This is a genomic window from Candidatus Pelagibacter communis (genome assembly GCF_001180025.1).
In the GTDB taxonomy this organism is placed as follows: domain Bacteria; phylum Pseudomonadota; class Alphaproteobacteria; order Pelagibacterales; family Pelagibacteraceae; genus Pelagibacter; species Pelagibacter ubique_A.
The window spans coordinates 57,427-82,866 of the sequence record NZ_CVSK01000047.1 but is presented as its reverse complement, the minus strand read 5'-3'; the positions used below and the strand labels follow the sequence as shown (position 1 = coordinate 82,866).

Below are 25,440 nucleotides of genomic sequence, written 5' to 3'. Positions count from 1 at the left end.
CGAAATTCATATAAGTTTTGAACTTAACAACTTTTCATAGTCATGAATAGATTTCATTTTTATGTCAGTTCTTTTAGCGGCTTCGTCAAACTTTCGGAGTAGAATTGATGGCTTAAAGTAAGATTTATTCTCAAACTTTTTACTCTCTTTGTCATTTAAAACTCCGCCTTGTAATTTGAGGCTTATTTTTGACGCATCTGATAAAAAATCAAAATATTTTTTGTCTCGAGCTAAATAACGTTTAGCCAAAACATGGTATTTAATTGGCTCAACAATTTTTTGTCCAAAAAATTTTTTTAGATACAGATAACCAATATTTTCATGCTCTCCGTCTAATTTATTTTTAACTAATTCTTCAGGATCTTCTAAAAGAAAATGACCATAGTCATGAAGCAAACATGCGCAAATTAAATCATCATTACATTTAGCTTTTTCAGCTAGCATGGCAGACTGAATCATATGCTCTGACATAGTTACTTTCTCTCCAATGTATAAAGATTTATTATTTATAAAATTTGAAATGATTTTATAAATTATCTTCATTTATTATTGCGGATGATCCCCTTCAACAGCTATACGATCCATTACTCTTTCAAAACCGAGCCCTTTATTTGGATAAAAATCAGCAATAGCATAATGCTGAACACTTCTATTATCCCAAATAGCTATCGCATTTTCGGTCCATTTAAATCTACAAGTAAGATCTAATCTTGCCTGATGTTCAAATAAATAATTTAATATCTCTTTACTTTCTTCTTTATCCATACCAACAATTTCTTTTGTGTAAGTCCAATTTACAAAAAGAATTTTTTTACCTGTTTCTGGATGAGTTCTTAAAATTGGATGAGTGTTTGAGTATTCGTCCATATTTCCATTACTTTGCATTGCTTTATATTTATCAAGGAAAAACCCACCTCCTAGTGAAGAATGAACTGCTTTTTTATTTTTGATTTTATTTTTTACCTCTTCCTCTAGGGTCTCCCATGCAAGTTCCATGTTTGAGAAAACAGTATCTCCTCCAACTGGTGGAATTTTAATTGATTTTAAAATTACAGCTTTAGTTGGTTTTTCGTTATAGCTAACATCTGAATGCCAACCCTCACCCCATTGTGTTTTTTCTTCAGGTTTTTTTATTATTCTTATTATTTCAGGGAATTCACTTAAACCTCTTACATAAGCATGTGTTTCTAATGGTCCAAATTTTGAAGCTAAAGCAACATGTTGCTCTGAAGTCAAAGGTTGGTTTCGAAAAAATATAACTTTGTGTTCTAATAATAGGTTATTTATTGTTTTAAAATTTTCATCTGAAACGTCAGTCAAGTCAATTCCACTTATTTCAGCACCTAATGCTCCTGATAATAATTTTACATCAATCATTTTTTAAGTTTTCCAATAATGGATAAATTGTCAGAATTAAATTCATTTTTATTTTCATTTATAAAGTCATCCATAATTTTAATTTTTTCATCTTCAAATTCTGTAACTTTTCTTTTACTAAGATCAATATAAAGCGCTAACATTTCAATAGTTGCTGATAATTTTTTTGATGATTTTTCAATCATTTCCATCTTGAAATGTAATCTCTTTTTATCATGATCAAAGAAGGTTAAAACAATTTCTACTTCATCTCCCTCTTTAACTTCACCATCATATGTAGTGCGAGTTTCAACAACCATGGTACTTCTTTGGGTATCCTTTGCTGATTTTTCACCCATCTTAAATTTTTCTAGAATGATCTCCCAAGTTTGATCAAAAACTAAGACATAGTAAGCCATGTTCATATGATTATTATAATCAGTCCATTCTTTTTTGATTGTTTGGTTTGTTATGTGAAAAGACATTTTTTTATTCCCTCGTCCTTTTTATAATAGTATAAATCTTACTTAAAATGAACAACAAGGTATTCATATCATGTGCTGTTACGGGGTCAGGAGATACCGCAAGCAAGCATCCAGATTTACCAAAAACACCAGAACAAATTGCTAAAGCATCAATTGAAGCTGCAAAAGCAGGAGCTGCTATTGCTCATATTCATGTGAGGGAGGAAGACGGAACTCCAAGTAGAAGATTGGAGTTATATAAAGAGGTTGTAGATAGAGTTCGTTCAAGTGACACAGATGTGATTTTGAATCTAACAACTGGTATGGGTGGAGATTTAGATATTGGTCAAGGCAAAGACCCGTTAGAGTTTGGACCAATGACTGATATGGCAAATGTTATGGAAAGAATTGCAAATGCTGAGCAATTTTTACCAGAGATTTGCACTTTAGATTGTGGAACTTTAAACTTTGGTGATAGTTCAGTTATAACAGTTAATACTCCAAACGATTTAAGAAAAGCTGCAAAAAGATTAAAAGAAATTAAAGTAAAACCCGAAATCGAGGCTTTTGATTTAGGAAATATGTGGTTTGGTGCACAGCTATATAAAGAAGGATTGCTGGATGATCCGCCTATGTTTCAAATGTGTTTAGGAATTCCTTGGGGAGCACCAGCTACTCCATTAGCAATGCAAGCTATGAAAGATATTATGCCAAAAGAAGGTGTGTGGTCAGGCTTTGCAATTTCAAAAAATGAGATGCCATTTGTGGCACAAACAGTAATTATGGGTGGTAATCCTAGAGTAGGTTTAGAAGATAATTTGTATTTATCTAAAGGAAAACTGGCAACAAATGCCCAATTAGTTGAAAAGGCAATTAGAATTGTTGAAGATCTAGGTGTATCAACAATGACACCTGCAGAAACAAGAGAGAAGTTAAAACTTGTTAAACACAAGTAATGCAAAATATTAAAAAAGTTGCAATAATTGGAACCGGGGTGATTGGGGCAGGGTGGATCGTACGTTGTTTGGCTCACAACAAAATTGTTTATGCATTTGATAAAGATATTAAGTTAAAAAAAAATTTATTATCTGAAATAAAAAGAACTTGGCCGTTTGTAAAAAAACTATTTAATAAAAAAAAATTAAATCTAAAAAATTTTCATTTTTTTACCTCAATAGAACAAACATTAAAAGACGCAGATTTTATTCAGGAGTGTGCAACTGAAAATTATTCTTTAAAAACTAAATTGATTAGCACTATTGGAAAATATGCAAAATCTAATTCAATAATTGCTTCAAGCTCATCGGGTTTGTTACCAACTAGAATTTATTCAAAATGTAAAAATCCAGAGAGGGGAATAATTGGACATCCATTCAATCCTGTATATTTATTGCCAGCTGTAGAAATTGTTCCAGGTAAGAGAACTTCAAAAAAAAATTTAAATTTAGCTAAAAAATTTTACAAATCAATTTCTATGAATCCAATTATGGTTAAAAATGAATTACCTGGATATTTGTCTGATAGATTACAAGAAGCTTTATGGAGAGAAGGGCTACATATTATTAATGAGGGATATGCAACTACTGAAGAATTAGATAGAGCAATTGAAGATGGCCCAGGATTAAGATGGTCTTTGATGGGTACATTTTTAACCTTTCATCTTGCTGGAGGAAAAACGGGAATGAAACATATGTTGGAACAGTTTGGACCTGCTTTAAAATTACCATGGACTAAATTAAAGGCCCCTAAGCTATCAAAAAAATTATCTTCAAGACTTATTTCAGGAACTGCAAAACAGGCTAAAGGTAAATCAGTTGCAATGATATCTAATATAAGAGACCAGTATTTGGTTGATATTCAAAAGTTAAGAAAGAAATACGAAAAAAAACTTAGGTAAATTAATCATTTCTTTCTGTGTGACCATCTACAGAAATTACTTGTCCTGAAACCTTACTTGAATCGTCTGAAATTAAAAATGCACACATCTTTCCTATATCTTCCTCAAGAATCCACTTTTTCATAGAACTCATTGAAATAAAATCTTTTTCAATTTTTTTCGATGAAACTTTTGTAAATTTTGCTTTATCTCTGATCACTCTTTTCATTCTTTCACCTTTAATTGAACCAGGGCATACTGCATTAACTCTTATATTGTATTTTCCAAGTTCCATTGCGAGAGTTTTGGTAATTCCAATAATTGCCCATTTGCTTGCTGCGTAAGGTGATCTTAAAGGAAAACCAAGTATTCCAGCAGTTGATGAAATATTTATTATTGATCCATTTTCAGACTTTTTAATTAAAGGTATAGCCCTCTTAGTAAAATAAAAATGACTATTAACATCTATCTGAATAGTTCTTTCCCAATCTTTAGACTTTAGTTTTTCTAGTGATCCAGTTGGTCCAGCGACTCCAACATTATTTATTAAAGCATCAATTTTTTTAGTTTTTTTACTTATTTTTTTAAATAAATCCAATACTTGGCTTTCGTCAGATGCATCACAATTATATTTAAATAGCCTCTTATTTATAAGAGGATGTTTGTTTAATTTATTTAGGGATTTATTATCAATATCGCAAAGGTAAACGTATGCTCCACGAGAAAGACAAACCTTAGTTGTTGCCAAACCTATTCCAGATGCACCTGCAGAAATTATAATTTTTTTATTTTTTAATGATTTGTTAACCATTAATTAAGATTTTGTTAATGATGTCTGTAATTCTTTATTAGATATATAACCTTTAACATTTCCACTTTTGTCAACCACTTCACAATTAGAATTAGAGCATACAATTTGAGGTAAAAACTCCTCAATAAATTGATCTTCATTAACTTTTATTAAGTTAGATTTATCTATATCGTTAGATTCATTAACACTCTTCATTATAATTTTAGCTTTAATTACTTTTGCTCTATTAACGTCTTTAACAAATGCCTTGACATAATCATCAGCTGGATTCATTATAATATCTACTGGTGTTCCAACTTGAACAAGTTTACCAGCATTTAATATTCCAATGTGATCACCAAGTCTTAAAGACTCATCTAAATCATGAGTAATAAATACAATTGTTTTTTTTAATTCTGATTGGAGATCTAGTAGTTGTTTTTGCATATCACTTCTAATTAAAGGATCTAAAGCACTAAAAGCTTCATCCATTAACATGATATCACTATCAGTTGCAAGTGCTCTTGCTAAACCAACCCTTTGTTGCATTCCCCCAGATAATTGATTTGGAAATTGATTTTCAAATCCTGTTAAACCAACAGCATCAATTTTTTCCATCGCAACACTATGTCTTTCCTCTTCTGCTTTGCCTTGCATTTCCAATCCATAGCCTACGTTTTGTAAAACAGTTTTATGTGGGAACAAACCAAATCTCTGAAATACCATACTCATTTTATGTCTTCTAAAGTCAATTAGTTGTTCTTTATTTAACGACATTACATTTGTTCCTTCCACTAAAATTTCTCCATCTGTCGGATCGATTAATCTATTTAAATGCCTAATTAGAGTTGATTTTCCAGATCCTGACAAACCCATACAAACAAAAGTTTCTCCTTCTTCTATTTTTAATGACACATTATCAAGACCAACTGTATGACCAGTTTGTTCTAAAACTTCTTCTTTGTTCGCTCCATCTTTTACCATAGGCATTACAGATTGAGGATTGTTCCCAAAGATTTTATAAACATTATTAATCTCAATTTTAGACATTATTTACCTTTCTTTGTATTTGGTGCTGTTCTCTCTTGTAGTGTTTCTCCATAAGATTGAGTTATCCTATCAAGAACTATTGCTAGAAGCACAATTGCGATCCCTGCTTCAGCAGCTCTTCCTACATTTAATTGTTGAAGTCCAAGTAAAACTTCATCTCCTAAACCTCTAGTACCTATCATCGATGCAATAACAACCATCGCCAATGCCATCATTGTACACTGGTTGATGCCTTGCATAATATTTGGCAAAGCTAATGGCATTTGTACACCCCAAAGCTTTTGTTTTTTACTTGCACCAAATGCATCTGCAGCTTCAATAACCTCAGTATCAACAAGTCTAATTCCTAAATCTGTTAGTCTAACTAGAGGAGGAACCGCATAAATAAATGTAGCTATAATTGCTGGAACCGCACCTAAGCCAAATAACATAATACCTGGAATTAGGTAACAGAAACTTGGAATAGTTTGCATTAAATCTAAAACTGGCAAAATTACATTTCTTGTTCTTGCACTTCGTGCCATAGCTATTCCCAATGGAATGCCTGCAACAACACAAAGAAATATTCCAATTAACATTATTGCAGTTGTTTCAATTGCTTTTTGCCAAAATATTGGGTGAAGAAAACCTATAAAAAAAGTGCAAAATCCTACAAATACTGTTGTTCCAATTTTTCTTCCACTTGCAAAGTAAGTTAGAACCACCACACCAAGTATAACCAGTGGCCATGGAGCTTGAATTAAAAAGTTTTTTACAAGCATTAACATATATAAAAGAACATTATTAATAGCTTCAAATATGTACCCATATTTTTCGTTAAGTGTTTTGAAACCAGAATTAATCCAATTCATTAACGGTAAATCCAACCATTTTGGCCATTTACCTCCTAGCCAAGAAAAATCATTTAATAATTCTCCAATATTGTCAGGTTTTCTTTTTGATTGAGAATAGCTAGTTATTAATAACCATACAAAAACAACCAACAAACCAATATTAAAAAATATTTTTTTATTTTTCTTTAATGCTTCCATATTTGTTTTTTACTTAAAGAAAGAGCCCCGAAGGGCTCTATCTTATAAATTTAATTTAGTGATTATAATGCTGCTGAAACTTTTTTAGCAACATCAGCTGGTACCCAGTCTTTCCACATAGTTTCTGTTTTCAAGAACTCTATTGCAGTAGCTTCCATATCACCACCTGACTCATCTTCATAGAATGCTAACATTTTGTTAACAGTAGCTGTTGGAACTGTATATTTTCCAATAAACTCATTTTCTTTTGGATGAGCTTTTGCCCATGTTGCAAGTACAGACTTAGTTAAAGCCATATCTCTATATTCACATGCACATGAAGGTTTATAAGCATCTGGTCCGTTAGCTTTGATATCTTCAACAACTGCAGACATATTATCCCAGCAAGTTTGATCAAATTTTGGTTCAGTTAATCTTACTAGATCAACTTTACCCATTAAACCAGTTGGTGCCCAGTAGTAAGTGAAGATTGGTTTTTTCTTAGCAAATGCACCTGCTATAGCAGCATCTAATGCCCCTCCTGAACCTGGATCAAAGTTTGTATAGTATTTATCTAAACCATACTCTTTTTGTTTAACCAAGTTAACAGTGTAGCAAGTCCAACCAGATATACAGCTAGTCATTCTACCTTTTGAAGGATCTTCTGGATCTTTAAATAGCGCAGCTATTTTTGGATCTTTCATATCTTCAACAGATTTTAAATTGTATTTATCAGCAGTAGTTTTATCTACATAGAATGCTTGCTGAGAGTCTGGCGTGTTTGTTCCCATATGGATAATTGTACCCGCTTCTTCATGAGGCTTATAATTACCAATGATATTATCGTACCAAACTTCAGTAATAACATCTAATTGACCATCGTAATGAGCGGCCATAATAGGTGTAGTACTTCCCTTAGTTACAGACACTTCACAACCGTATCCTTTTTCAAGTATGAAAGTAGTGATAGCTGTGTGGATGTTAGCACTGCTCCAGTCAAAATCTCCCAATCTTGCCTTACAATCACCAGCATTTGCATTACTTACAATCAAAGATGAAAGAAGGAAAATTGAGATTGTTAATCTCTTTAAAAACTTCATTAAATTATCTCCTTAAGGTTAAGTTTTAATACCGAGATTTAATAATGAATGTAGATAAAAAACAAGCTTTGAATTATTAATACAACTATTAATTGAGTTGATTTGATTACTCTTTTATATAAAAATTAAGTGTGAGCTCAATTTCTAAACTAGAAAAAAATTCAACGTATTTAAAAGTTATTTGGAATGATGGTCAAGAGAGTAAGTTTAATTACCTTTGGCTAAGAGATAATTGTCCAACTGCTCATGATAAAGATTCGAGACATAGAATGTTTAATATTCTGGAAGTCTCACAAAACATTAATCCCACAAAATATTCTATAAGTTCTGATGGAAAATTAGAAATTGAATGGAGCGAAGGAGACCATACAAGCTATTATGATCCAAAATGGTTAAGAGAAAATTGTTATACTTTAAAAAATAAGCAAAAGTATGTCTCACCTTATAAACTTTGGGATAGCTCTTTAGAAAAGAACTTAAAATCTATTCAAATTGATCATGATGAAATTGTAAATTCGGACGATGGTTTGATTAAATGGTTAGAGCTTTTACATTATACTGGAATAGCTATTGTTAAAAAAGCTCCAGTAGAAAAAAACTCTGCATTAAAAGTTCTAAATCGTATAAGTCATACTCGAGAAACTTTTTTTAAAACACCTTTTGAAGTAATTAATATTCCAAAGCCAAATAATTCTGCGTATACAGCGCATGCTTTAAGAAATCATATGGATTTACCTTGGTTTGAAAATCCGCCTGGTTATCAATTTTTACACTGTTTGATAAATTCAGCGAAGGGTGGCGACTCATCTGCTGTTGATGCATTTGCTGTGGCAGATTATTTAAAAAATAATGAAAAAGATACTTTTGATATATTGGTAAATACTCCGCTTAAATTTAGAGATAAAGACTACACTCAAGAAGCAGTTAGAAGTGTCTATGGCACTGCAATATCACTTACTAAAGACGGAGATTACAATGATATTCGTTATAGTATTGCAACACTAGATGCTCTTGATTGTCATCCAGATATAATGGACTCAGTTTATAAAGCTCATCATCGATTTGGAAATTTATTGCATGATGCTAAATTTCAAATCAATTTTAGACTAGAGCCAGGTGATATTTTTTCATTTAACAATAGAAGATTGCTTCATGGAAGAACTGAGTTTGATCCTAATTCTGGTCATAGACATCTCCAAGGATATTACATGGATAGAGATGAAATAATTGGAAGATTAAAATATCTTAAAAGTTATTAACAGATACAACCTGATTTAGAAAAATAATATATTTTAATATTTAAGTAATTTTAATTTAACGTTATCTTAACACTTATATTTTACTTAATTGTAAATACATAAATTAAAAAGAGAGGGAAAAAATGAAAAAAATACTTAGTATTTTAACTATTCTATTTACATTCTCTTTTACATCACACAGTTATTCAAAGACAGAAATTCATTGGTGGTACGGAAACAGTGGTTTTCTTGGTGATGTAATTATTGAAATTGCAAATAGATTTAATGCTTCACAAGATCAATATACGGTCATTCCTACAGGTAAAGGAAGTTATGAAGATAACATGGCAGCAACTATTGCTGCATTTAGAGCAGGAGACCAACCACACTATTCACAGGTTTATGATGCTGGTGCTGCGATAATGGTAGCGCAAGTTAAAAATGGTGTTGTAATCGGTTTTGAAGATATGGCAGAGAAATATGGAATTAAAGTCGACGCAGACAATTATATTCCAGGAATTAAAAATTTCTATGCTGACTCTGATGGGAAAATGATTGGTGTTCCTTTTAATAGTTCAACTTGTTTAATGTATGCAAACATGGACATCTTGAAAAAAGTAGGAATTGAATCAGTTCCAAAAACTTACGAAGAATTTGAAGCTATGGCTCCAAAGATTAAAGCTGCTGGATACATACCTTTAGTTCAAAGTCACTTTCCTTGGATCTGGACAGAAAATTTCTTTTCAAGACATAATCTACTTATGACTGATGGAAACAATGGTTACGATGCTGTTCCAACAAAAACTTTATTTGCTGAAACAGATGCATTTGTAATGCATTGGAAAAAAGTTAAGGAATGGTATGAAAAAGGCTTTTATGGTTATAAAGGAAGAGCATGGGGAGATAACCAAGCTCCATTTATAGCTGGTGAAGCTGCGTTTTGGTTTGGTTCAGCTGCATCTTTTGGTGGAATGAAAGGTGTTGTGCCTAACTTTACAGTAAATCATATTCCTTACTGGGATTCTGTAACAGGTGGTAAAGAGTATCCAACGTTTATCGGTGGTGCTGCTAACTGGATATTAAATGGTCATACAGAAGAAGAGTATAAAGGACTTGCTAAATTTATAGAATTTATGGGTTCTCCAGAAATGGATCTGTATTATCATAATATGACTGGTTACTCTGCAGTTACTAAAGGTGGTATAGCGTTAGCTGAAACTATAAACTTCTATAGAGCTTCTCCATATCATAAAGCAGTTGGTGAACAATTAAGCTTAGAAGGTTCGACTATTCCTGGTGGATATAGAGCTGGTAACTGGCCACAAATTCGTGAAGTAATTTACGAAAATGTTGAGCCAATGTTAAACGGCAAAATATCAATCGAAAAAGGATTGCAGAACATGGACAAAGGTGCAGCTAAATTGTTAAAACAATTTGCTAAAACTTTATAATTAATAATTTAAATAAGGAGGGTATTGATTTACCCTCCTTATTTTTTATTTTACTTATATGAAAAAAGTCCAATTTAAATCTAGCTATTCACAATATTTATTCTTAGCGCCTCAGTTAGGAATTTTATTAATTTTTTTATATTGGCCAATCATACAAACTTTTAAAGATGCATTTACAATGCAAGATGCTTTTGGATTTGGAGCGACGTTTGTATGGTTTGATAATTTTTTATTTATTTTTGATGATCCAGCTTATTTCATAGCTTTCAAATTTACTATTATTTATAGTTTTGTAATTACATTAATTACAGGCTCAATTGGATTATTGCTTGCCGTTCAGGCAAATAATGTAATGCATGGTAAAAGCACTTATAAAACACTTTTAATTTGGCCTTATGCAATTGCGCCTGCGGTTGTGGGTGTAATGGCAAATTATTTTTTTAGTGAAAGATTTGGACTTCTTTATCATTTATTTCACGAGCTTTGGGGATTTAATTGGTATGAAAGTGTTTTTGACTCTTATATTTATGTAATAATAGCTGGTTCTTGGAAGCAAATCAGTGCTAATTTCATTTTCTTTTTGGCAGGACTTCAAGCTATACAAAAATCTGTAATTGAAGCATCCATGATTGACTGTAAAAACAGTTTTAGAAGATTTTGGACAATTACATTTCCATTATTAATGCCAACTACATTTTTTTTAATAATTATTAATATAACATATGCTTTCTTTGATACATTTGGAATTATTGATACCACAACAATAGGTGCTCCTTCAGGTGAAACAAGAACTCTAGTTTATAAAGCCTACATGGATGGATTTAGAGGACTAGATTTAGGAAGTGCAGGGGCTCAATCAATAATGATGATGTTGATTGTATTAGTAATTACAATTTTTCAATTTAGATATATCGAAGGGAAAATACATTATAATTAATGACTAGATTTATCACATCAAGTTTTTCACATTTAATTTTACTTATTGGAATACTTATCATGGTAGTTCCTGTATGGATGATTTTTGCTAGCTCAACGCACACAAGTTCAATGATTAATATGAATGGTCTTCAAATGTTTTTAGGAGATAGCTTTTACGAAAACTACTTAAGGGTTTTATTATATCAGGGTGGTTTTTTTAAGGAGATAACAGCATTAAAAATGTTTTTTAATAGTTTTATAATGGCAACCGGAGTTGCAATATTATCTGTTGTTACATCTTTAATGGCTGCGTATGCTTTGGTTTATTATAGAATAAAACATGCAACGTTATTGTTTTGGATAATATTTATTACAATTTTAGTACCACTAGAGTTAAGAATTTTTCCTACATATTCAGTAATGGCTGAGCTTAATCTAGTAAATTCTTACTTTGGATTAATAGTTCCTATATCAGCCTCAGCTATAGCAACATTATTCTTTCGACAATTTTATAAAACTGTACCAGATGAATTACTTGAATCCGCAAAACTTGATGGGGCGAATACTTGGAGATTTTTTGTTGATTTTTTAATTCCTTTGTCAAAAACAATGATAGTAGCAATGTTAATATTTATGTTTGTTTTTGGTTATAATCAGTACTTATGGCCGCTATTGGTAACAACTTCAGAACAATATTGGACAGTGGTTATGGGACTAAAAATGATGTCAGGATCTATTGTTCATCGTTTTGCTTTCGTGATTATGTCTATGGTTCCACCAATTTTAATTATAATTGTGTTACAGAAACATTTTATTAAGGGGGTTTTTCAAGATAAATGAAAATTAAACCACTTCAAATAATAGCTCATATTATTTTAATATTAGGAGTCTTGTTAATGGTAGTTCCTATTTGGATATCTTTTGCAAGTTCTTCGCATGATTCTGTAACTATACTGACGGAAGGTATGAAGTTTCATATAGGTGATCAGCTAGCAAGAAACTATAACGAAGTTTTAAATGAAAAAGGTGGTTGGTCAGAAGAAGTGACTGCTGCAAAAATGTTTATTAATAGTTTTATAATGGCATTAGGAATTGCAACACTTAAAGTTGCTATTTCTGCTATGTCAGCTTACGCATTAGTTTATTATAGATTTAAATTAGCTGTACCAATTTTTTGGCTAATCTTCATTACTCTACTTGTTCCTTTGGAGGTAAGAATTTTTCCAAGCTATAAAATTGTATCTGACTTAGGTTTAACAAATTCATATACAGGCCTTATTCTTCCATTAGTTGCCTCAGCAACAGCAACTTTTTTCTTCAGACAATTTTACAAAACAATTCCAGATGAACTCTTGGAGTCGGCAAAATTAGATGGAGCAAATGGTTGGAGTTTTTTCATAGATTTCTTGGTTCCATTATCAAAAACTATGATAGCAGCAATGTTTATATTCATGTTTGTATATGGATATAGCCAATATTTATGGCCGCTAATAATGACAACTGCAGAAGAATATTGGACTGTTGTAATGGGAATGAAAATTATTTACACGGAAAGCTATGAAGGAGTTGCTCTGCCAAGAACAGCAGAAAGATTTGCATATATCATTTTGTCAATGATCCCACCTGTTTTAGTGGTAGTATTTTTACAAAAATGGTTCATAAAAGGATTAATTCAAACGGAGAAATAAATGAGTTTTTTAGATTTAAAAAATGTTACTAAGATTTACCCAAACGGAACTAAGGCTGTTCATGAGACCTCATTAAGTATTAATGAAGGAGAGTTTATGGTTTTTGTAGGTCCTAGTGGATGTGGAAAATCAACTTTATTAAGAATGGTCGCAGGTTTAGAGGATATTACAGAGGGTGATATTAATCTTGATGGAAAATTAATGAATGAAGTTGATCCATCTGAAAGAGATGTAGCAATGGTGTTTCAGAACTATGCATTATACCCACACATGAATGTTTATAATAATTTAGCCTATGGTCTAAAAAATAGAGGAATTGATAAAGAGACAATTGAGCAAAAAGTAAATGATGCAGCTAAGTTGCTACAAATTTCAGATTATTTACAGAGAAAACCTTCAATGTTATCTGGGGGTCAAAGACAAAGAGTTGCTATGGGTAGAGCAATTGTAAGAAATCCAAAAATATTCTTGTTTGACGAACCTCTATCAAACTTAGATGCAAAATTAAGAATTCAGATGAGACTTGAAATTAAAAAACTTCAGCAGAAAGTTGGAGTAACAAGTATATTTGTTACGCATGATCAAGTTGAGGCCATGACACTTGCTGATAGATTGGCAGTAATTAATAATGGAATTATTGAACAGCTTGGAACTCCTATTGAGATATATGATAATCCAAAATCCTTATTTGTTGCTGGTTTTATTGGCTCACCGCAAATGAATTTTTTAGATGGTAATTTAAAAAATAAAACATTATCTGCAGAAGGTTTTGAAATTAAAGATATTAATAGTGACTTTGAGGGAGAAGTTACATTAGGAATAAGACCTGAACATTTAAGTCAAAGTGAAAATGGCTTAATTAGTTTAAGAGTAGAATTAGTGGAACAACTTGGTTCAGATAATCTTGTTTATGGTCAATTGAAAAATAAAAAAGACTTTTGTTATAGGTGTCCAGGAAATCAAACTATTGAAAAAGGTTCAAATTTAAGTCTTAATATTGATAACAATAAATATTATATTTTTGATAAAAGCACCGGTAAAAGAGTTAATTAAATTTGATTTTAAGCAAACCAAATCATATAAAAATTTACGGACACCGAGGAGCCAGGGGAGATCTTCCTGAAAATACTTTAGAAAGTTTCAAATATTTATTTGAAAACAATATTAATGCATACGAAACAGATATATTAATTTCTAAGGATCTTATACCAGTTGTTGCTCATGATTTTAAATTAGATCCAAGTAGAACAAAAGATAATGAGGGGAATTGGATAGAGGATGAAAATTTAAAAATATTTGATTTAACTTATGAAGAACTTTCAAAGTTTGATGTAGGTTCAGTAAATAAATTATCCAGATACGGAAGAAGATTTATTAATCAAAAAAAATTAGAAAACCAAAGAATACCAAAACTTTCTGAATTATTAGAAATGTCTTCAAAAAATAAATCTGAAAAATTATTAATAAATTTAGAAATTAAATCTACACCAGAGGAAGAAAATTTGACACCAGAACCAGAAGATACAGTAAAATTAATTATGAACGATATAAATGAATCATCTTTAAAAGATAAAATAATCGTTTCATCATTTGATTGGAGAACTTTATCAGTAATTAAAAATCACTATCCTGAAATTCCAAGAGCTTACTTAACTCAACATTTGACAGGAATTAATATTAATCAAACTATTTACAACAGATCTCCATGGTTGAGTTTTTTGCCTTATTATGAAGATCATGAATTGCCAAAAATTATAAAGTCACAAGGTGGAAAAGCTTGGCATCCATACAGAAAAGATATTACAAAAGAACTAGTAGATATTTCTCATCAAGAAGATTTGCCAGTAAATGTTTGGACAGTAAATAAAGAGTACGAAATGTTAAAAATGATTGAGTACGGTGTAGATGGCATCATGACAGACTACCCACTAAGGTTGAAGGAACTTTGTGAAAAAGAAAATATAAACTGGTTCTAGTTTATTTTAATGGATTTAAACATAGTCAATAATGAGGAAAAATTTTTAGCAGGAAAACTTGAAGGTTATACTTTAAAAGGTGCTGAAAATAAATTTGATGACAAAGGAAATCCTTTACCATTTCCAGGCTGCACAATAATTTGTAATATTCCTTTAGATACTCATTTATCTGAGCAAATTATTAGTTTTCAAAAAAGTATAGAAAATTTTAACCCTGAAAATACTTACTTCTATTTACCCCCATCTAGTTTCCATATGACATTATTTGATTGCTGTAATTTGAATACAAAAAACACTAATTATTGGCCGTCAAATATAGATCTTGATATGGATTACAAAGATATAGCTGTTGAATTAAATAAAAGAATTGAAAACTATAATTTTCCAGAAGAATTGAATCTTAAATTAAAAACGTTTTTTGGTGGTTACAGTATTATTTTAGAACCATTTTCTGAAAAGGACGAAAAAATATTAAGAAATTGTAGAGATGAACTAAGTAGTTTATTAAAAATTAAATTTGAAAATCATCAAAGATATACTTTTCATATTACTTTAGCATATATCTTGAGAGAACTTAATCAAATTGAAATAAATAATTTAATTGAATTTAATAAAAAACTATCTGTGGACTTTAGTAAAAAATTTTCAAAAATTACTTTCACAAAACCTGAAATGTGTACTTTTAAAGATATGCTAGAGTTTAAGAGTATTAATCCTTCCAGCCGGTAACAGTTTTTACTTCTAAATATTCTTCAAGCCCCCAAACTCCACCTTCTCTTCCATTTCCTGATTGTCTGTATCCTCCAAAAGGCGTGCCCGCATCAGCTGCATTTCCATTGATATAAACACATCCTGATCTTAATTTTTTTGCAACTCTATGAGCTTTTTCTCTGTCTTCTGTTTGTAAATAATTTCCCAAACCATAAGACGTATCATTTACAATTTTTACTGCTTCATCTTCACTTTCAAAAGGTATTATGGAAAGCACTGGACCAAAAATTTCTTCTTTTGCAATTCTCATTTCATTTGTGACATTTGTGAAAATAGTTGGTTTAATAAAATAACCTTTATTTAATCCATTAGGTAATTCAGGTCCTCCTGCTGCCAATGTTGCACCCTCAGATATTCCACTTTCAATTAAATTTATAATCTTATTGTATTGAGTTTTCGAAATTACAGGACCAATATGATCTCCTTTTTTCGATGCTTGATCTACTTTTATTTTATTTGCCTCATCAACTGCTTCATTTACTGCTCTTTCATAAATAGATTTCTCAACCAACATTCTTGTTGGAGCATCACATGATTGCCCCGAATTACTCATTACATTTCTTATGCCATCTCTAACTGCATTTTCATAACTATCTGCAAAAACTATATTTCCACCTTTGCCACCAAGTTCTAAACAAACCCTTTTTATAGTTTCAGCTGCATTTTTTGAAATTAATCTTCCTGCACGTGTTGAACCTGTAAAAGAAACCATATCAATATCAGGATGACTTGATATTTGAGTTCCAACTCCTTCACCATCTCCATTAACCAGATTAAATACCCCTTTTGGAAAACCAACTTCATCAATCATTTCTGCAAATAACATTCCTGAAAGTGGCGCTATTTCTGATGGCTTGAGTATCATTGTGCATCCAGTTGCAAACGCTGGAACTACCTTGAGAGCTATTTGGTTTATTGGCCAATTCCAAGGGGTAATTAATCCACAAATTCCGATTGGTTCATAATAAATGTGGTTATTAGATTTTTGATCGAAATGTTCATCAAATTCAAAGTCTTTGAGTCTTAAAATAAAATCTTCTAAGTGTGTTTGGCCAGATCCAGTTTGAACATCTGTTGCCCAATCCATCGGCGCACCCATTTCGAGTGAAATAGCCTCAGCCATTTCTCCAAATCTTTTTTTATAAACTACTAGTAATTTTTCGAGCAATTCTAACCTTTCTTTTTTGCTAGTTTCTTTCCAGGTTTCAAAAGCAGTTTTTGCAGCCTTAACGGCATTATCTGTGTCTTTTTTTGAACCTAATGAAATAATTGCACAAGGATCTTCATTGCAAGGGTTTATTACCTCAAAGTCATTTTTTTCAATTGGATCTACCCATTTACCGTTTATGTAAAATTTTCTTTTATCTAACATTTAATAATCTTAGCATATTTATTAAATTTCATAGCCTTTTTCTTCTGGTTCATAATCCACAAGCTCATCAGGAAAACCTTCAGCTCTAAAATCAATTTTATTAAAATCTTCCATTCTTTTTACAATCATTGATGACCATGCTCTTGAACCATATTTTTTTTGACCATCTTTAAATATCTCAACTATCTTTGGCGAAATCTCTAAAGGAACATTTAATTTCTTAGCTAGATTATCGAATAAACCCGTATCTTTCAAAACAAGATCCATTGTAAAATTAATATTATAAGAACCATTCAGAATAACCTGGCTTTCTGTTTCATGAACAAATGAGTTTCCAGATGAAACTGCAATACCCTTAAATGTTTTAGCTAAATCTAAATTTGATTTTTTTGCAACAGTCCATGCCTCACCTAATGCTACCAAATGAACTGATGCCAAATAATTTGTTATAACTTTAAGAACTGACGCACTACCTAATTCTCCAGTATGTAAAACTTTTCTACCCATTACAGTTAAGGCAGGTAATATTTGTTCAAAAGCTTTTCTTTCTCCTCCTACAAATATAGCAATATTACCTGTGGCCGCTCTATGACATCCTCCACTAACAGGTCCATCTAGTGGGATAGCTTTTTTTGATATCACCTTATTTCCAAGTCTTTTAACTTCATCCTCATCTGTTGTACTCATTTCTAACCAAATTTTATTTTCTGATAAACCATTTAAAACTCCATCTTCACTTTCCATAACCTGCGCGGAAACTTCAGGTGAAGGAAGTGAGGTAATAATTAGATCAGTTTGTTCTGCCAATTCTTTAGGAGACTTTGCAACTTTTGCACCTTGCTTTTTAAATTCATTTGTTAAACTTTCATCTATTTCTCTAACAGTAACATCAAAATTATTTCTTATTAAGCTTCCAGCTAGTTTACCACCTACGTTTCCTAAACCAATAAAACCTATTTTCATTTTATTTCCTCTTCTTTTTTATTTTTTGTAAACACAATTAAAATCACACCTAATATTATTATTGCACCACCTATAAATAATTCTTGTGTTGGTTTTTCACCTAAAAGAAATATAGCAGCTAGTAAACCTGTTGGGGGTATACCCATGGTAACGATAGGAAGCACTTTATAAAGCGGGTTATTTTTTAAAACATAATAGAAACAACCATAAGTAATTGGTTGCATGATGAAACCAATATAAATTGCAATGATCCAGTGATCAATCTTGGCATTTGTCAAATAATTAATTGTATTTCCATCAATTATTGAAGAAAGCATTATTAAAATTGGCCCAGAGAAAAATGCTAACCAAGCAACTAGAGCCAAAGGATTTATTTCTTTACTTAAAGGTTTAACCATAACTTGTCCAAGAGCCCATATAGCAGACCCTAAAATTGTAAGGCCAATTCCAATAAACTTTCCATCTAAGTTAGGAGATCCAGTTAAAATATAAACACCAACAAAAGCGATAGCTATACCAATCAAAGCTCTAATAGTTGGTTTTTCTTTAAGCATGAAGTAAGCAAAAATAACTCCAAACGGAACTTCCATCTGAACCAAGAGAACTGCTGAAGATGCATCAATTAAATCTAAACCAGTATATGTAATACTATATTGCAACGTATTTGCCACTAATGATGCAGCAAATATTCTTTTTAAATATCCTTTTGGTATTGGAAACCACCAAACTAGTAATGATGCAGCAAATGTAAATCTTATACCCATTAAAAGTATAGGAGGAAAAGATTCAAAAGCAGGTTTTGCAATTACAAAACCGAAGCCTAAAAAAATAGGCACCAAGGAGGCTACAAAAGTATCTTTTATATTCATGCCTATTTTAATATTAATGATTATTAAAGAACTTATGATATATTCACTTTTTAATTTATGAATTCAACAAAAATAGATCCTAAATTTATCAGCCAAGCTAATCCTAGAGTTGGTTTAATTGCTCTTGCTAGTGATTTTATGATTGAAAAAGATTTTATAAATGTGATCAAAAATAAGAAAATTGATTTCTTTGTCAATCGTATTGAGTGTTACAACCCTCTCACGAAAGAAAACTTGATTAAAATGTCTAATAAAATCACTGATGTTACAAAAGATATTTTACCTGATCAAGACTTGGATTGCGTAGTTTATGGATGTACATCAGGAACTATTGCTGCTGGTCATGATTCAATTGAAGAAAAAGTTAAAGTAGCTAAACCAATGGCAGATGTATCGACACCAAGTACTGCTGCAATTAAAGCATTAAAGAAATTAAATATTAAGAAAGTTTCAATCTTTACACCCTACAGTAAAAAATTAAATGATGATGTACTAGACTATTTTAAAAGCGAAGGTTTTGAAGTTACTTCTAATTCATACTTTGATATTCAAGATGACTATGACATTGGAAAAGTTGATCAAGATTATTTATATGAAGTATTATCAAAAATAGATTTAAATGGGGCTGATGCTTTATTTGTTTCTTGCACAGCTCTACCAGTTTTAGAAATTATTGATAAATTAGAAAAAAAATTAAACACTATAGTTTTATCCAGTAATCAGGCATTAATTTGGGATACCCTTGTAAAAATAAAAAAGAATAATTCAGTAGAAGGGTTTGGAAAATTATTCCAAGTAAATTAATGTCATTTGATAAAGAAGAATATAGGCAAAGATTAAAAAAAGTTCAAAAAATGATGCATGAAAAAGGTATCGAACTTTTAATTTCACATGATACAAATAATATGAATTATTTAACAGGCTATGATGCGTGGTCTTTCTATTATGCTCAATGTGCTATTGTTCATGTGAATGCTGATGAACCCTTATGTTTTGTAAGAGCACAGGATGCTGGTGGTGCGTATATAACAACTTACTTAAAAGACGAAAGTGTTATCGTTTACGATGAAAATTATATTCATAAATGGCCGAAACATCCTTACGATTATTTAGTTGAAATAATTAAAGAGAGAAAGTGGGACAAGCTAAATATAGGTGTTGAAATGGATGCCCATTATTTTACTGCATTCTGTTATGAAAAAATTAAACAGGGATTACCAAACGCAAAAATAATGGATAGTGATCGTTTAGTTAATTGGGCAAGGTTGGTTAAATCTGACGCTGAAATTGGTTTTATGAAATCTGCTGCAAAAATATCAGAAAAAGGAATGAAAACTGCAATGGAAGTTATTAAACCAGGTGTCAGACAGTGTGATGCGGTTGGAGAAATTCAAAAAACATTATTTTATGGTACAGAGGAATTTGGAGGTGAATATTCTAGTATTGCAACTTTACTCCCAACAGGAAAAGGAACCTCAGCTTCACATTTAACAGCAACTCAAGACAAATTTGTAGAGGGAGAGGCTACAATTATTGAATTATCAGGGGTTTATAAAAGATATCATGCTCCAATGGCGAGAACAGTTCTGCTAGGAAAACCTAATCAATTAAAGATTGATACAATGAATAAAACTATCGAAGCACTGAATGCAGGAATTAGTGCAATCAAACCTGGAAATACAGCAGATGATGTTGCCCAAGCTTTTTGGAAAATTCTAGACAAGTATGGAATAGAAAAAAAATCTAGAACAGGTTACTCCATTGGAATTGGTTATCCACCTGATTGGGGTGAGCATACACTTAATATTTATAAAGGAGATATGACAGTGCTTGAGCCTAATGTTTGTTTTCATATGATAGCAGTGATGCAGTTCGGTGATTGGGGTGTTGAAGCATCTGAGGCTATAAGAGTTACAGAGAATGGATCAGAATTGTTCTGTAATTTTCCAAAAGAGCTTCATATTAAGAGTTAATTAGCTATTGAAATCTATTTACACAAATGTTTTATATTCATCTTTATGTCTAAAAATCCAGAGTTTGTTAAATTCGATAAAGTAGATAAAAGTTATGACGGTAAGGTTCTTGTCGTCAAAGATCTACAATTAGATATTGCAGAAGGTGAATTCATAACAATGCTTGGTCCATCTGGCTCAGGTAAGACAACTTGTTTAATGATGTTGGCTGGTTTTGAAACGCCAACTCACGGTGAAATATTATTAGATGGAAATATAATTTCGAATATTCCTCCTCATAAAAGAGGGATAGGAATGGTTTTCCAAAACTATGCATTATTTCCACATATGACAGTTTATGAAAATTTAGCTTTTCCATTAAGAGTGAGAAAAGTTGAAAAAAATGAAATAGATAAAAAAGTTGATAAAGCATTATCGATGGTTTCATTAAGTGGTTTTGAAACTAGAATGCCTGCTCAACTTTCTGGTGGTCAGCAACAAAGAGTGGCAGTTGCAAGAGCTTTAGTATTTGATCCAGCAGTAGTATTAATGGATGAACCACTTGGAGCACTAGATAAAAATTTAAGAGAGAGCATGCAATACGAAATAAAACATATTCATGAAAGTATCGGTGTAACAGTAGTTTATGTAACTCATGATCAAAGTGAGGCATTAACTATGTCAAATAGAATTGCAGTATTTAACGATGGAAAAGTTCAACAACTTTCTGATCCTGCCGAACTTTATGAGAAGCCAGTTAATTCATTTGTTGCTGAGTTCATTGGAGAAAATAACACTTTTAATGGAGAGGTAGTTGATATCGCTAATGATAAATGTAAAGTTAAACTAGCAAATTCAGAAATTCTAGCTAATCCAATTTCAGTCAAGTCTAAAGGTGAGAAAACTACAGTATCATTAAGACCTGAACGAGCATTAATAAATCCAACTGATAAAATGGATAATATGTTTACTGGAAAGATTGAAGAAGTGATCTATCATGGAGATCATACAAGGGTTAGATTAAATTTATTAGGAAGCTCTGAGTTTATTCTTAAAGTCCCTAACAGCACGTCCAATTTAGAATTAAAAGTTAGTCAAGATATTAATATTGGATGGGATAGCACTGATGCTAGAGCATTAGACCCAAAATAATTACATTATAAAATACATATATCAAATATACATTTTAATGACAAAATCAGCTGTTGACTTCACTTTAGCTATTTGTTGTACTTTTAGTTATATAAATTAATTTATATCAACGTTTAAACGGAGGAATAATGAGAAAAATAAGTAAATTATTACTAGCTCTTTCTTTTGTTGTATCTCTAACTTCTTCAGCCTTTGCTGTTACAGTAGCATCATGGGGTGGAGCTTACACAGAGTCTCAAAAGCTAGGGTACGGTGATCCTACTGCTAAAGCACTTGGAATAGAAATCAACTGGGTTGACTATTCTGGTGGTTTATCAGAAATCAAAGCACAAAAAGAAGCGGGTGCTATAACTTGGGATATTATAGACTTATTTGCATTCGATACTATTAACGGATGTGATGAAGGTTTATTTGTTAAATTTGATTTTGACAAAGACTTCCCAGCTGCACCAGATGGAACTCCTGCAAGTGAAGACTTCTTCACAGGAATGCCAAGTGAATGTGCTGTAGGTAACATTCTATATTCTTGGAACTATGCTTTTGATACAAGAGCATTTGGTGGCAAAGAGCCTAAAACAATTAAGGATTTCTTTAACACTAAAAAATTCCCTGGAAAAAGAGCAATCTACAAAAGTGCTTTAACTAATTTAGAAATTGCTTTAGCTGCTGACGGTGTAAAAATGGGTAAAGGTGGAGAATTAATTTACAGAAAACTTGAAGCCGAAGGTGGTCTTGACAGAGCAATGAATAAAATTAAGAAACTTTGCACAGATCCTAATGGTGGATGTGTATTCTGGTCTGCTGGTGCTCAACCGCCTGAACTATTAGTTGCAGGTGAGGTTGTAATGGCAACAGGTTGGAACGGAAGATTCTTTAACGCTGAAATAGGTGAAGGTGCACCAATTAAACAAGTATGGGATGGTCAAGGTTTAGACTATGAATATTTTGCACTTGTTAAAGGTGGTCCAGATGAAGCAAATGCTAAAAAAGCTTTAGCTATGATGACTAACACTGAAATGTTAGCAGGTAGCGCTAAGTACATTGCATATGCTCCATGGAGAAAATCTTCTCTTGATGTAATCAAAGCTGGTGAGCCATGGTATAAAGATGGTAAAACAGAGATGATGCCTCAAATGCCAACAGCTCCTGCTAACACTAAGAATTATTTCTTAGTTGATCCTTTCTACTGGGCAGATAACGGAACAGAGATTGGTGAAAAGTGGGAAGCAATGAAAGCAGGCCTATAATTTCAGTTTTAAACACTGAATTTATATAATATATTTAGGGCGGTTATAACCAACCGCCCTATTTTTTTATGAGCTCTGAAACAAAACAAATATTAACAACTGATGGTATTCCATTAGAGGTCAGTTTAAAAAAAGCTGAGAAGAAAAATAAAATTAAAGCCTTTCTTCTTGTGGCTCCATTACTTTTGTTTTTAATAATTACTTATGTTTTTCCAATAGGAGAGATGTTTAGCAGAAGCATAGACGACAAAATGATAACAAATATGCTTCCTAAAACTTTTAAAGAAATGGAAAAATGGGATGGACAAGAATTACCGTCAGAAGAAGTTTTTACTGCTTTTTATTATGATTTTAAAGTTCTTGTTGAAAAACAAGAGCACGGAAAACTTGGTCAAAGACTAAATAAAGAAAAAAATGGTTTTAATTCCATAACTAAAAAACTCTTCAGACAAGTAAAAAGAAAAAAAATTGATGAGAGCACAAGTATTAAAAAACAGATTATGAAAGTTCACAAACGTTGGAGAAATGTGGAGTATTGGCAAGCAATTAAAAGAACTGCTCCACCTTATACAATGTCTAAGTATTTAAAAGGAATGGATATGTACTATGCTGCAGATGGGAGTATTGCCCAAGTAGAGGAGGATAGAAGAATTCATAGAATTCTATGGTTGAGAACCCTTGAAATTGCTTTTTTTGTTACGCTTTTTTGTTTTTTAATGGGTTATCCTATTGCTCATTTGCTTGCAACATTGCCAATGAAATACTCAAATCTTTTAATGATATGTGTACTTTTACCTTTTTGGACATCATTATTAGTTAGAACTGCTAGTTGGATGATTCTATTACAACAACAAGGAGTTGTTAACGATTTCTTTGTTATGATAGGTCTTGTTGCAGACGATAATAGGCCTGAGATGATGTATAATAAAGTAGGGACTTATGTTGCTATGACGCAAATATTGCTGCCTTTTATGGTTCTTCCACTTTATAGTGTTATGAAAACTATCTCTCCTAGCTTAATGAGGGCTGGAAAATCATTAGGAGGAACTCCTTTTGTTGCTTTTTGGAAAGTTTACTTTCCATTAACTATACCAGGAATCGGAGCTGGCTGCTTATTAGTGTTTATTTTAGCTATTGGTTATTATATTACACCAGCATTGGTTGGGGGCGCATCAGGAACTTTGATAAGTAATCAAATTGCATTCCATATGAAGCAAACTTTAGATTGGAGTTTTGCATCCGCAATGGGATTAATGCTGCTAAGTGGTGTTTTAGTTATTTATTGGATTTATAATAAATTGGTTGGAGTTGATAATATTAAATTAGGATAATTATGGCTTTACCAAGTTATACAGAAACTCGATATAGAATTTGGCATTACATTTATATTGCGATTTGTACTTTTGTATTTTTCTTTTTGATTGCACCTTTGTTTGTAATTTTCCCACTATCATTCAATGCAGAGGAGTTTTTAGTTTTTTCTGAAGGAATGAAAAATCTTGACCCAGATGCATTTTCTTTAAGATGGTATAAAGATATGATTTATGGAACTAAAAACCCGTGGGGATTAGCTGCAAAGAATAGTTTTATAATTGCTATATTTGCAACTATTGGATCAATAATTTTAGGAACTTTGGCTGCTTTAGGATTAAGCAGCAGGCATATGCCATACAAAGGAATTATAATGGCTACTTTAATTTCGCCTATGATTGTACCTTTGATTATTTCTGGGGTTGCAATTTTCTTTTTTATGGCAAAAGTTGGTCTTGCCGCAACACATACAGGAATAGTTTTAGCTCACATAATATTAGGAACTCCATTTGTTGTGATTACTGTAACAGCAACACTTTCTGGATTTGATCACAGTGTTACAAGAGCGGCAGCAAGTTTAGGAAGTAATCCAGTTAATACATTTATGAAAATTACTCTTCCTTTAATTTTACCAGGTGTGATCTCAGGAGGATTATTTGCGTTCGTAACTTCATTTGATGAAGTTGTAGTTGTGTTATTTTTGGCAGGTTTAGAAAATACAACTATTCCTATACAGATGTGGACTGGATTAAGAGAGCAATTAAGTCCAACAATTCTTGCTGTAGCTACATGTTTAATTATTCTATCTACATTAATCTTAATTAGTGCTGAATTGTTAAGAAGAAGATCTGAAAGATTAAGAGGAATAAATAGATAATTTACCCAA

At 31.7% G+C, this 25,440-nt stretch carries 26 protein-coding genes; 16 read left to right on the top strand and 10 right to left on the bottom strand.

Translation table 11 applies throughout. The features are described from left to right. Positions 1-6: 6 nt before the first annotated feature. The 3 genes from AMN83_RS02275 to AMN83_RS02265 are packed head-to-tail and all read right to left on the bottom strand — an operon-like array spanning position 7 to position 1,841. Positions 7-543: an HD domain-containing protein gene (locus AMN83_RS02275; RefSeq protein ID WP_075504071.1), complete on the bottom strand. Its 537-nt coding sequence runs from the start codon at positions 541-543 to the stop codon at positions 7-9. A 3-nt stretch (positions 544-546) separates the two neighbouring features. Continuing rightward, the gene (locus AMN83_RS02270) at positions 547-1,377 is read right to left on the bottom strand and encodes a TauD/TfdA dioxygenase family protein (RefSeq protein WP_075504070.1); all 831 of its coding nucleotides are present in this window, start codon (positions 1,375-1,377) and stop codon (positions 547-549) included. Continuing rightward, entirely contained in the window at positions 1,374-1,841 is a 468-nt protein-coding gene (locus tag AMN83_RS02265) for a thioesterase family protein (protein ID WP_075504068.1), read from the bottom strand. The genes AMN83_RS02270 and AMN83_RS02265 overlap by 4 nt, the downstream gene beginning before the upstream one ends. 47 nt (positions 1,842-1,888) lie before the next feature. Here AMN83_RS02265 and AMN83_RS02260 point away from each other — a divergent pair, with 47 nt between their 5' ends. Together AMN83_RS02260 and AMN83_RS02255 are read left to right on the top strand one after the other, a co-directional pair. Beyond that, a complete protein-coding gene (locus AMN83_RS02260; protein WP_075504066.1) occupies positions 1,889-2,776 on the top strand; it encodes a beta-keto acid cleavage family enzyme in 888 nt (295 codons plus the stop codon). Further along, positions 2,776-3,717 (top strand): 3-hydroxyacyl-CoA dehydrogenase NAD-binding domain-containing protein, encoded by a 942-nt coding sequence (locus AMN83_RS02255; RefSeq protein ID WP_075504064.1) that lies wholly within the window; start codon positions 2,776-2,778, stop codon positions 3,715-3,717. Before AMN83_RS02260 ends, AMN83_RS02255 begins: the two co-directional genes overlap by 1 nt. Before the next feature lies 1 nt (position 3,718). Here the strand turns inward: AMN83_RS02255 and AMN83_RS02250 are convergent, their stop codons facing one another. The 4 genes from AMN83_RS02250 to AMN83_RS02235 form a co-directional block, all read right to left on the bottom strand. Continuing rightward, a complete protein-coding gene (locus AMN83_RS02250) occupies positions 3,719-4,507 on the bottom strand; it encodes an SDR family oxidoreductase (protein ID WP_075504062.1) in 789 nt (262 codons plus the stop codon). 3 nt (positions 4,508-4,510) lie between these two features. After that, positions 4,511-5,536 carry a quaternary amine ABC transporter ATP-binding protein gene (locus tag AMN83_RS02245; protein WP_075504061.1) on the bottom strand — a complete coding sequence of 342 codons (1,026 nt, stop codon included), beginning with the start codon at positions 5,534-5,536 and terminating at the stop codon, positions 4,511-4,513. Continuing rightward, positions 5,536-6,387: an ABC transporter permease gene (locus tag AMN83_RS02240; RefSeq protein ID WP_425304140.1), complete on the bottom strand. Its 852-nt coding sequence runs from the start codon at positions 6,385-6,387 to the stop codon at positions 5,536-5,538. Before AMN83_RS02240 ends, AMN83_RS02245 begins: the two co-directional genes overlap by 1 nt. 242 nt (positions 6,388-6,629) lie before the next feature. Beyond that, complete coding sequence (locus AMN83_RS02235) at positions 6,630-7,646, bottom strand: glycine betaine ABC transporter substrate-binding protein (protein WP_075504059.1); 1,017 nt, start codon at positions 7,644-7,646, stop codon at positions 6,630-6,632. 131 nt (positions 7,647-7,777) lie between these two features. Between AMN83_RS02235 and AMN83_RS02230 the strand changes: the two genes are divergently transcribed. The 8 genes from AMN83_RS02230 (at position 7,778) to AMN83_RS02195 (ending at position 15,646) form a co-directional block, all read left to right on the top strand. Next, positions 7,778-8,905, top strand: coding sequence for a TauD/TfdA family dioxygenase (locus AMN83_RS02230; protein WP_075504057.1), 1,128 nt, complete (start codon positions 7,778-7,780; stop codon positions 8,903-8,905). Positions 8,906-9,027: 122 nt separating this feature from the next. Further along, entirely contained in the window at positions 9,028-10,335 is a 1,308-nt protein-coding gene (locus tag AMN83_RS02225) for an extracellular solute-binding protein (RefSeq protein WP_075504056.1), read from the top strand. A 58-nt stretch (positions 10,336-10,393) separates the two neighbouring features. Next, positions 10,394-11,272 (top strand): ABC transporter permease, encoded by an 879-nt coding sequence (locus AMN83_RS02220; RefSeq protein WP_075504054.1) that lies wholly within the window; start codon positions 10,394-10,396, stop codon positions 11,270-11,272. Then, on the top strand, positions 11,272-12,093 hold the full coding sequence (locus tag AMN83_RS02215) for a carbohydrate ABC transporter permease (protein ID WP_075504052.1): 822 nt from the start codon (positions 11,272-11,274) through the stop codon (positions 12,091-12,093). Before AMN83_RS02220 ends, AMN83_RS02215 begins: the two co-directional genes overlap by 1 nt. Positions 12,094-12,095: 2 nt before the next feature. Next, entirely contained in the window at positions 12,096-12,941 is an 846-nt protein-coding gene (locus AMN83_RS02210; RefSeq protein ID WP_075504077.1) for an ABC transporter permease subunit, read from the top strand. Further along, complete coding sequence (locus AMN83_RS02205; protein ID WP_075504050.1) at positions 12,942-13,994, top strand: ABC transporter ATP-binding protein; 1,053 nt, start codon at positions 12,942-12,944, stop codon at positions 13,992-13,994. It abuts the gene before it with no gap. A gap of 2 nt (positions 13,995-13,996) precedes the next feature. After that, a complete protein-coding gene (locus tag AMN83_RS02200) occupies positions 13,997-14,917 on the top strand; it encodes a glycerophosphodiester phosphodiesterase family protein (protein ID WP_075504048.1) in 921 nt (306 codons plus the stop codon). A 9-nt stretch (positions 14,918-14,926) separates the two neighbouring features. Further along, positions 14,927-15,646, top strand: coding sequence for a DUF1868 domain-containing protein (locus tag AMN83_RS02195; RefSeq protein ID WP_075504047.1), 720 nt, complete (start codon positions 14,927-14,929; stop codon positions 15,644-15,646). Here the strand turns inward: AMN83_RS02195 and AMN83_RS02190 are convergent. From AMN83_RS02190 to AMN83_RS02180, 3 genes are read right to left on the bottom strand one after another with little or no spacing between them, the layout of a single operon-like run. Then, positions 15,627-17,060 carry an aldehyde dehydrogenase family protein gene (locus tag AMN83_RS02190; protein ID WP_075504044.1) on the bottom strand — a complete coding sequence of 478 codons (1,434 nt, stop codon included), beginning with the start codon at positions 17,058-17,060 and terminating at the stop codon, positions 15,627-15,629. The two genes, AMN83_RS02195 and AMN83_RS02190, sit on opposite strands and share 20 nt — an antisense overlap. A 21-nt stretch (positions 17,061-17,081) precedes the next feature. Beyond that, positions 17,082-18,023, bottom strand: a complete 942-nt coding sequence (locus tag AMN83_RS02185) for an NAD(P)-dependent oxidoreductase (RefSeq protein WP_075504043.1) — start codon at positions 18,021-18,023, stop codon at positions 17,082-17,084. After that, the gene (locus AMN83_RS02180) at positions 18,020-18,892 is read right to left on the bottom strand and encodes a DMT family transporter (RefSeq protein ID WP_075504041.1); all 873 of its coding nucleotides are present in this window, start codon (positions 18,890-18,892) and stop codon (positions 18,020-18,022) included. Before AMN83_RS02180 ends, AMN83_RS02185 begins: the two co-directional genes overlap by 4 nt. A gap of 57 nt (positions 18,893-18,949) precedes the next feature. On the opposite strand from AMN83_RS02180, the gene AMN83_RS02175 reads away from it, so the two are divergent. The 6 genes from AMN83_RS02175 to AMN83_RS02150 all read left to right on the top strand — a co-directional run bounded on the left by AMN83_RS02175 (position 18,950) and on the right by AMN83_RS02150 (position 25,431). Further along, positions 18,950-19,696, top strand: coding sequence for a maleate cis-trans isomerase family protein (locus AMN83_RS02175; protein WP_075504039.1), 747 nt, complete (start codon positions 18,950-18,952; stop codon positions 19,694-19,696). Continuing rightward, positions 19,696-20,865: a M24 family metallopeptidase gene (locus AMN83_RS02170; protein WP_075504037.1), complete on the top strand. Its 1,170-nt coding sequence runs from the start codon at positions 19,696-19,698 to the stop codon at positions 20,863-20,865. The genes AMN83_RS02175 and AMN83_RS02170 overlap by 1 nt, the downstream gene beginning before the upstream one ends. Positions 20,866-20,910: 45 nt before the next feature. Further along, positions 20,911-21,996, top strand: a complete 1,086-nt coding sequence (locus AMN83_RS02165) for an ABC transporter ATP-binding protein (protein ID WP_075504035.1) — start codon at positions 20,911-20,913, stop codon at positions 21,994-21,996. Positions 21,997-22,124: 128 nt separating this feature from the next. Then, the gene (locus AMN83_RS02160; RefSeq protein WP_075504033.1) at positions 22,125-23,243 is read left to right on the top strand and encodes an extracellular solute-binding protein; all 1,119 of its coding nucleotides are present in this window, start codon (positions 22,125-22,127) and stop codon (positions 23,241-23,243) included. A 68-nt stretch (positions 23,244-23,311) separates the two neighbouring features. Continuing rightward, on the top strand, positions 23,312-24,574 hold the full coding sequence (locus AMN83_RS02155) for an ABC transporter permease (RefSeq protein WP_075504031.1): 1,263 nt from the start codon (positions 23,312-23,314) through the stop codon (positions 24,572-24,574). A gap of 2 nt (positions 24,575-24,576) precedes the next feature. Continuing rightward, positions 24,577-25,431: an ABC transporter permease gene (locus AMN83_RS02150; protein ID WP_075504029.1), complete on the top strand. Its 855-nt coding sequence runs from the start codon at positions 24,577-24,579 to the stop codon at positions 25,429-25,431. Positions 25,432-25,440 lie beyond the last annotated feature (9 nt).

Bases quoted from the DNA above. Each gene is read 5' to 3' on its own strand.
- AMN83_RS02275 (WP_075504071.1), bottom strand. From the start codon at position 543: ATGAAGATAATTTATAAAATCATTTCAAATTTTATAAATAATAAATCT.
- AMN83_RS02270 (WP_075504070.1), bottom strand. From the start codon at position 1,377: ATGATTGATGTAAAATTATTATCAGGAGCATTAGGTGCTGAAATAAGT.
- AMN83_RS02265 (WP_075504068.1), bottom strand. From the start codon at position 1,841: ATGTCTTTTCACATAACAAACCAAACAATCAAAAAAGAATGGACTGAT.
- AMN83_RS02260 (WP_075504066.1), top strand. From the start codon at position 1,889: ATGAACAACAAGGTATTCATATCATGTGCTGTTACGGGGTCAGGAGAT.
- AMN83_RS02255 (WP_075504064.1), top strand. From the start codon at position 2,776: ATGCAAAATATTAAAAAAGTTGCAATAATTGGAACCGGGGTGATTGGG.
- AMN83_RS02250 (WP_075504062.1), bottom strand. From the start codon at position 4,507: ATGGTTAACAAATCATTAAAAAATAAAAAAATTATAATTTCTGCAGGT.
- AMN83_RS02245 (WP_075504061.1), bottom strand. From the start codon at position 5,536: ATGTCTAAAATTGAGATTAATAATGTTTATAAAATCTTTGGGAACAAT.
- AMN83_RS02240 (WP_425304140.1), bottom strand. From the start codon at position 6,387: ATGAATTGGATTAATTCTGGTTTCAAAACACTTAACGAAAAATATGGG.
- AMN83_RS02235 (WP_075504059.1), bottom strand. From the start codon at position 7,646: ATGAAGTTTTTAAAGAGATTAACAATCTCAATTTTCCTTCTTTCATCT.
- AMN83_RS02225 (WP_075504056.1), top strand. From the start codon at position 9,028: ATGAAAAAAATACTTAGTATTTTAACTATTCTATTTACATTCTCTTTT.
- AMN83_RS02220 (WP_075504054.1), top strand. From the start codon at position 10,394: ATGAAAAAAGTCCAATTTAAATCTAGCTATTCACAATATTTATTCTTA.
- AMN83_RS02215 (WP_075504052.1), top strand. From the start codon at position 11,272: ATGACTAGATTTATCACATCAAGTTTTTCACATTTAATTTTACTTATT.
- AMN83_RS02205 (WP_075504050.1), top strand. From the start codon at position 12,942: ATGAGTTTTTTAGATTTAAAAAATGTTACTAAGATTTACCCAAACGGA.
- AMN83_RS02195 (WP_075504047.1), top strand. From the start codon at position 14,927: ATGGATTTAAACATAGTCAATAATGAGGAAAAATTTTTAGCAGGAAAA.
- AMN83_RS02190 (WP_075504044.1), bottom strand. From the start codon at position 17,060: ATGTTAGATAAAAGAAAATTTTACATAAACGGTAAATGGGTAGATCCA.
- AMN83_RS02185 (WP_075504043.1), bottom strand. From the start codon at position 18,023: ATGAAAATAGGTTTTATTGGTTTAGGAAACGTAGGTGGTAAACTAGCT.
- AMN83_RS02180 (WP_075504041.1), bottom strand. From the start codon at position 18,892: ATGAATATAAAAGATACTTTTGTAGCCTCCTTGGTGCCTATTTTTTTA.
- AMN83_RS02175 (WP_075504039.1), top strand. From the start codon at position 18,950: ATGAATTCAACAAAAATAGATCCTAAATTTATCAGCCAAGCTAATCCT.
- AMN83_RS02170 (WP_075504037.1), top strand. From the start codon at position 19,696: ATGTCATTTGATAAAGAAGAATATAGGCAAAGATTAAAAAAAGTTCAA.
- AMN83_RS02165 (WP_075504035.1), top strand. From the start codon at position 20,911: ATGTCTAAAAATCCAGAGTTTGTTAAATTCGATAAAGTAGATAAAAGT.
- AMN83_RS02160 (WP_075504033.1), top strand. From the start codon at position 22,125: ATGAGAAAAATAAGTAAATTATTACTAGCTCTTTCTTTTGTTGTATCT.
- AMN83_RS02155 (WP_075504031.1), top strand. From the start codon at position 23,312: ATGAGCTCTGAAACAAAACAAATATTAACAACTGATGGTATTCCATTA.
- AMN83_RS02150 (WP_075504029.1), top strand. From the start codon at position 24,577: ATGGCTTTACCAAGTTATACAGAAACTCGATATAGAATTTGGCATTAC.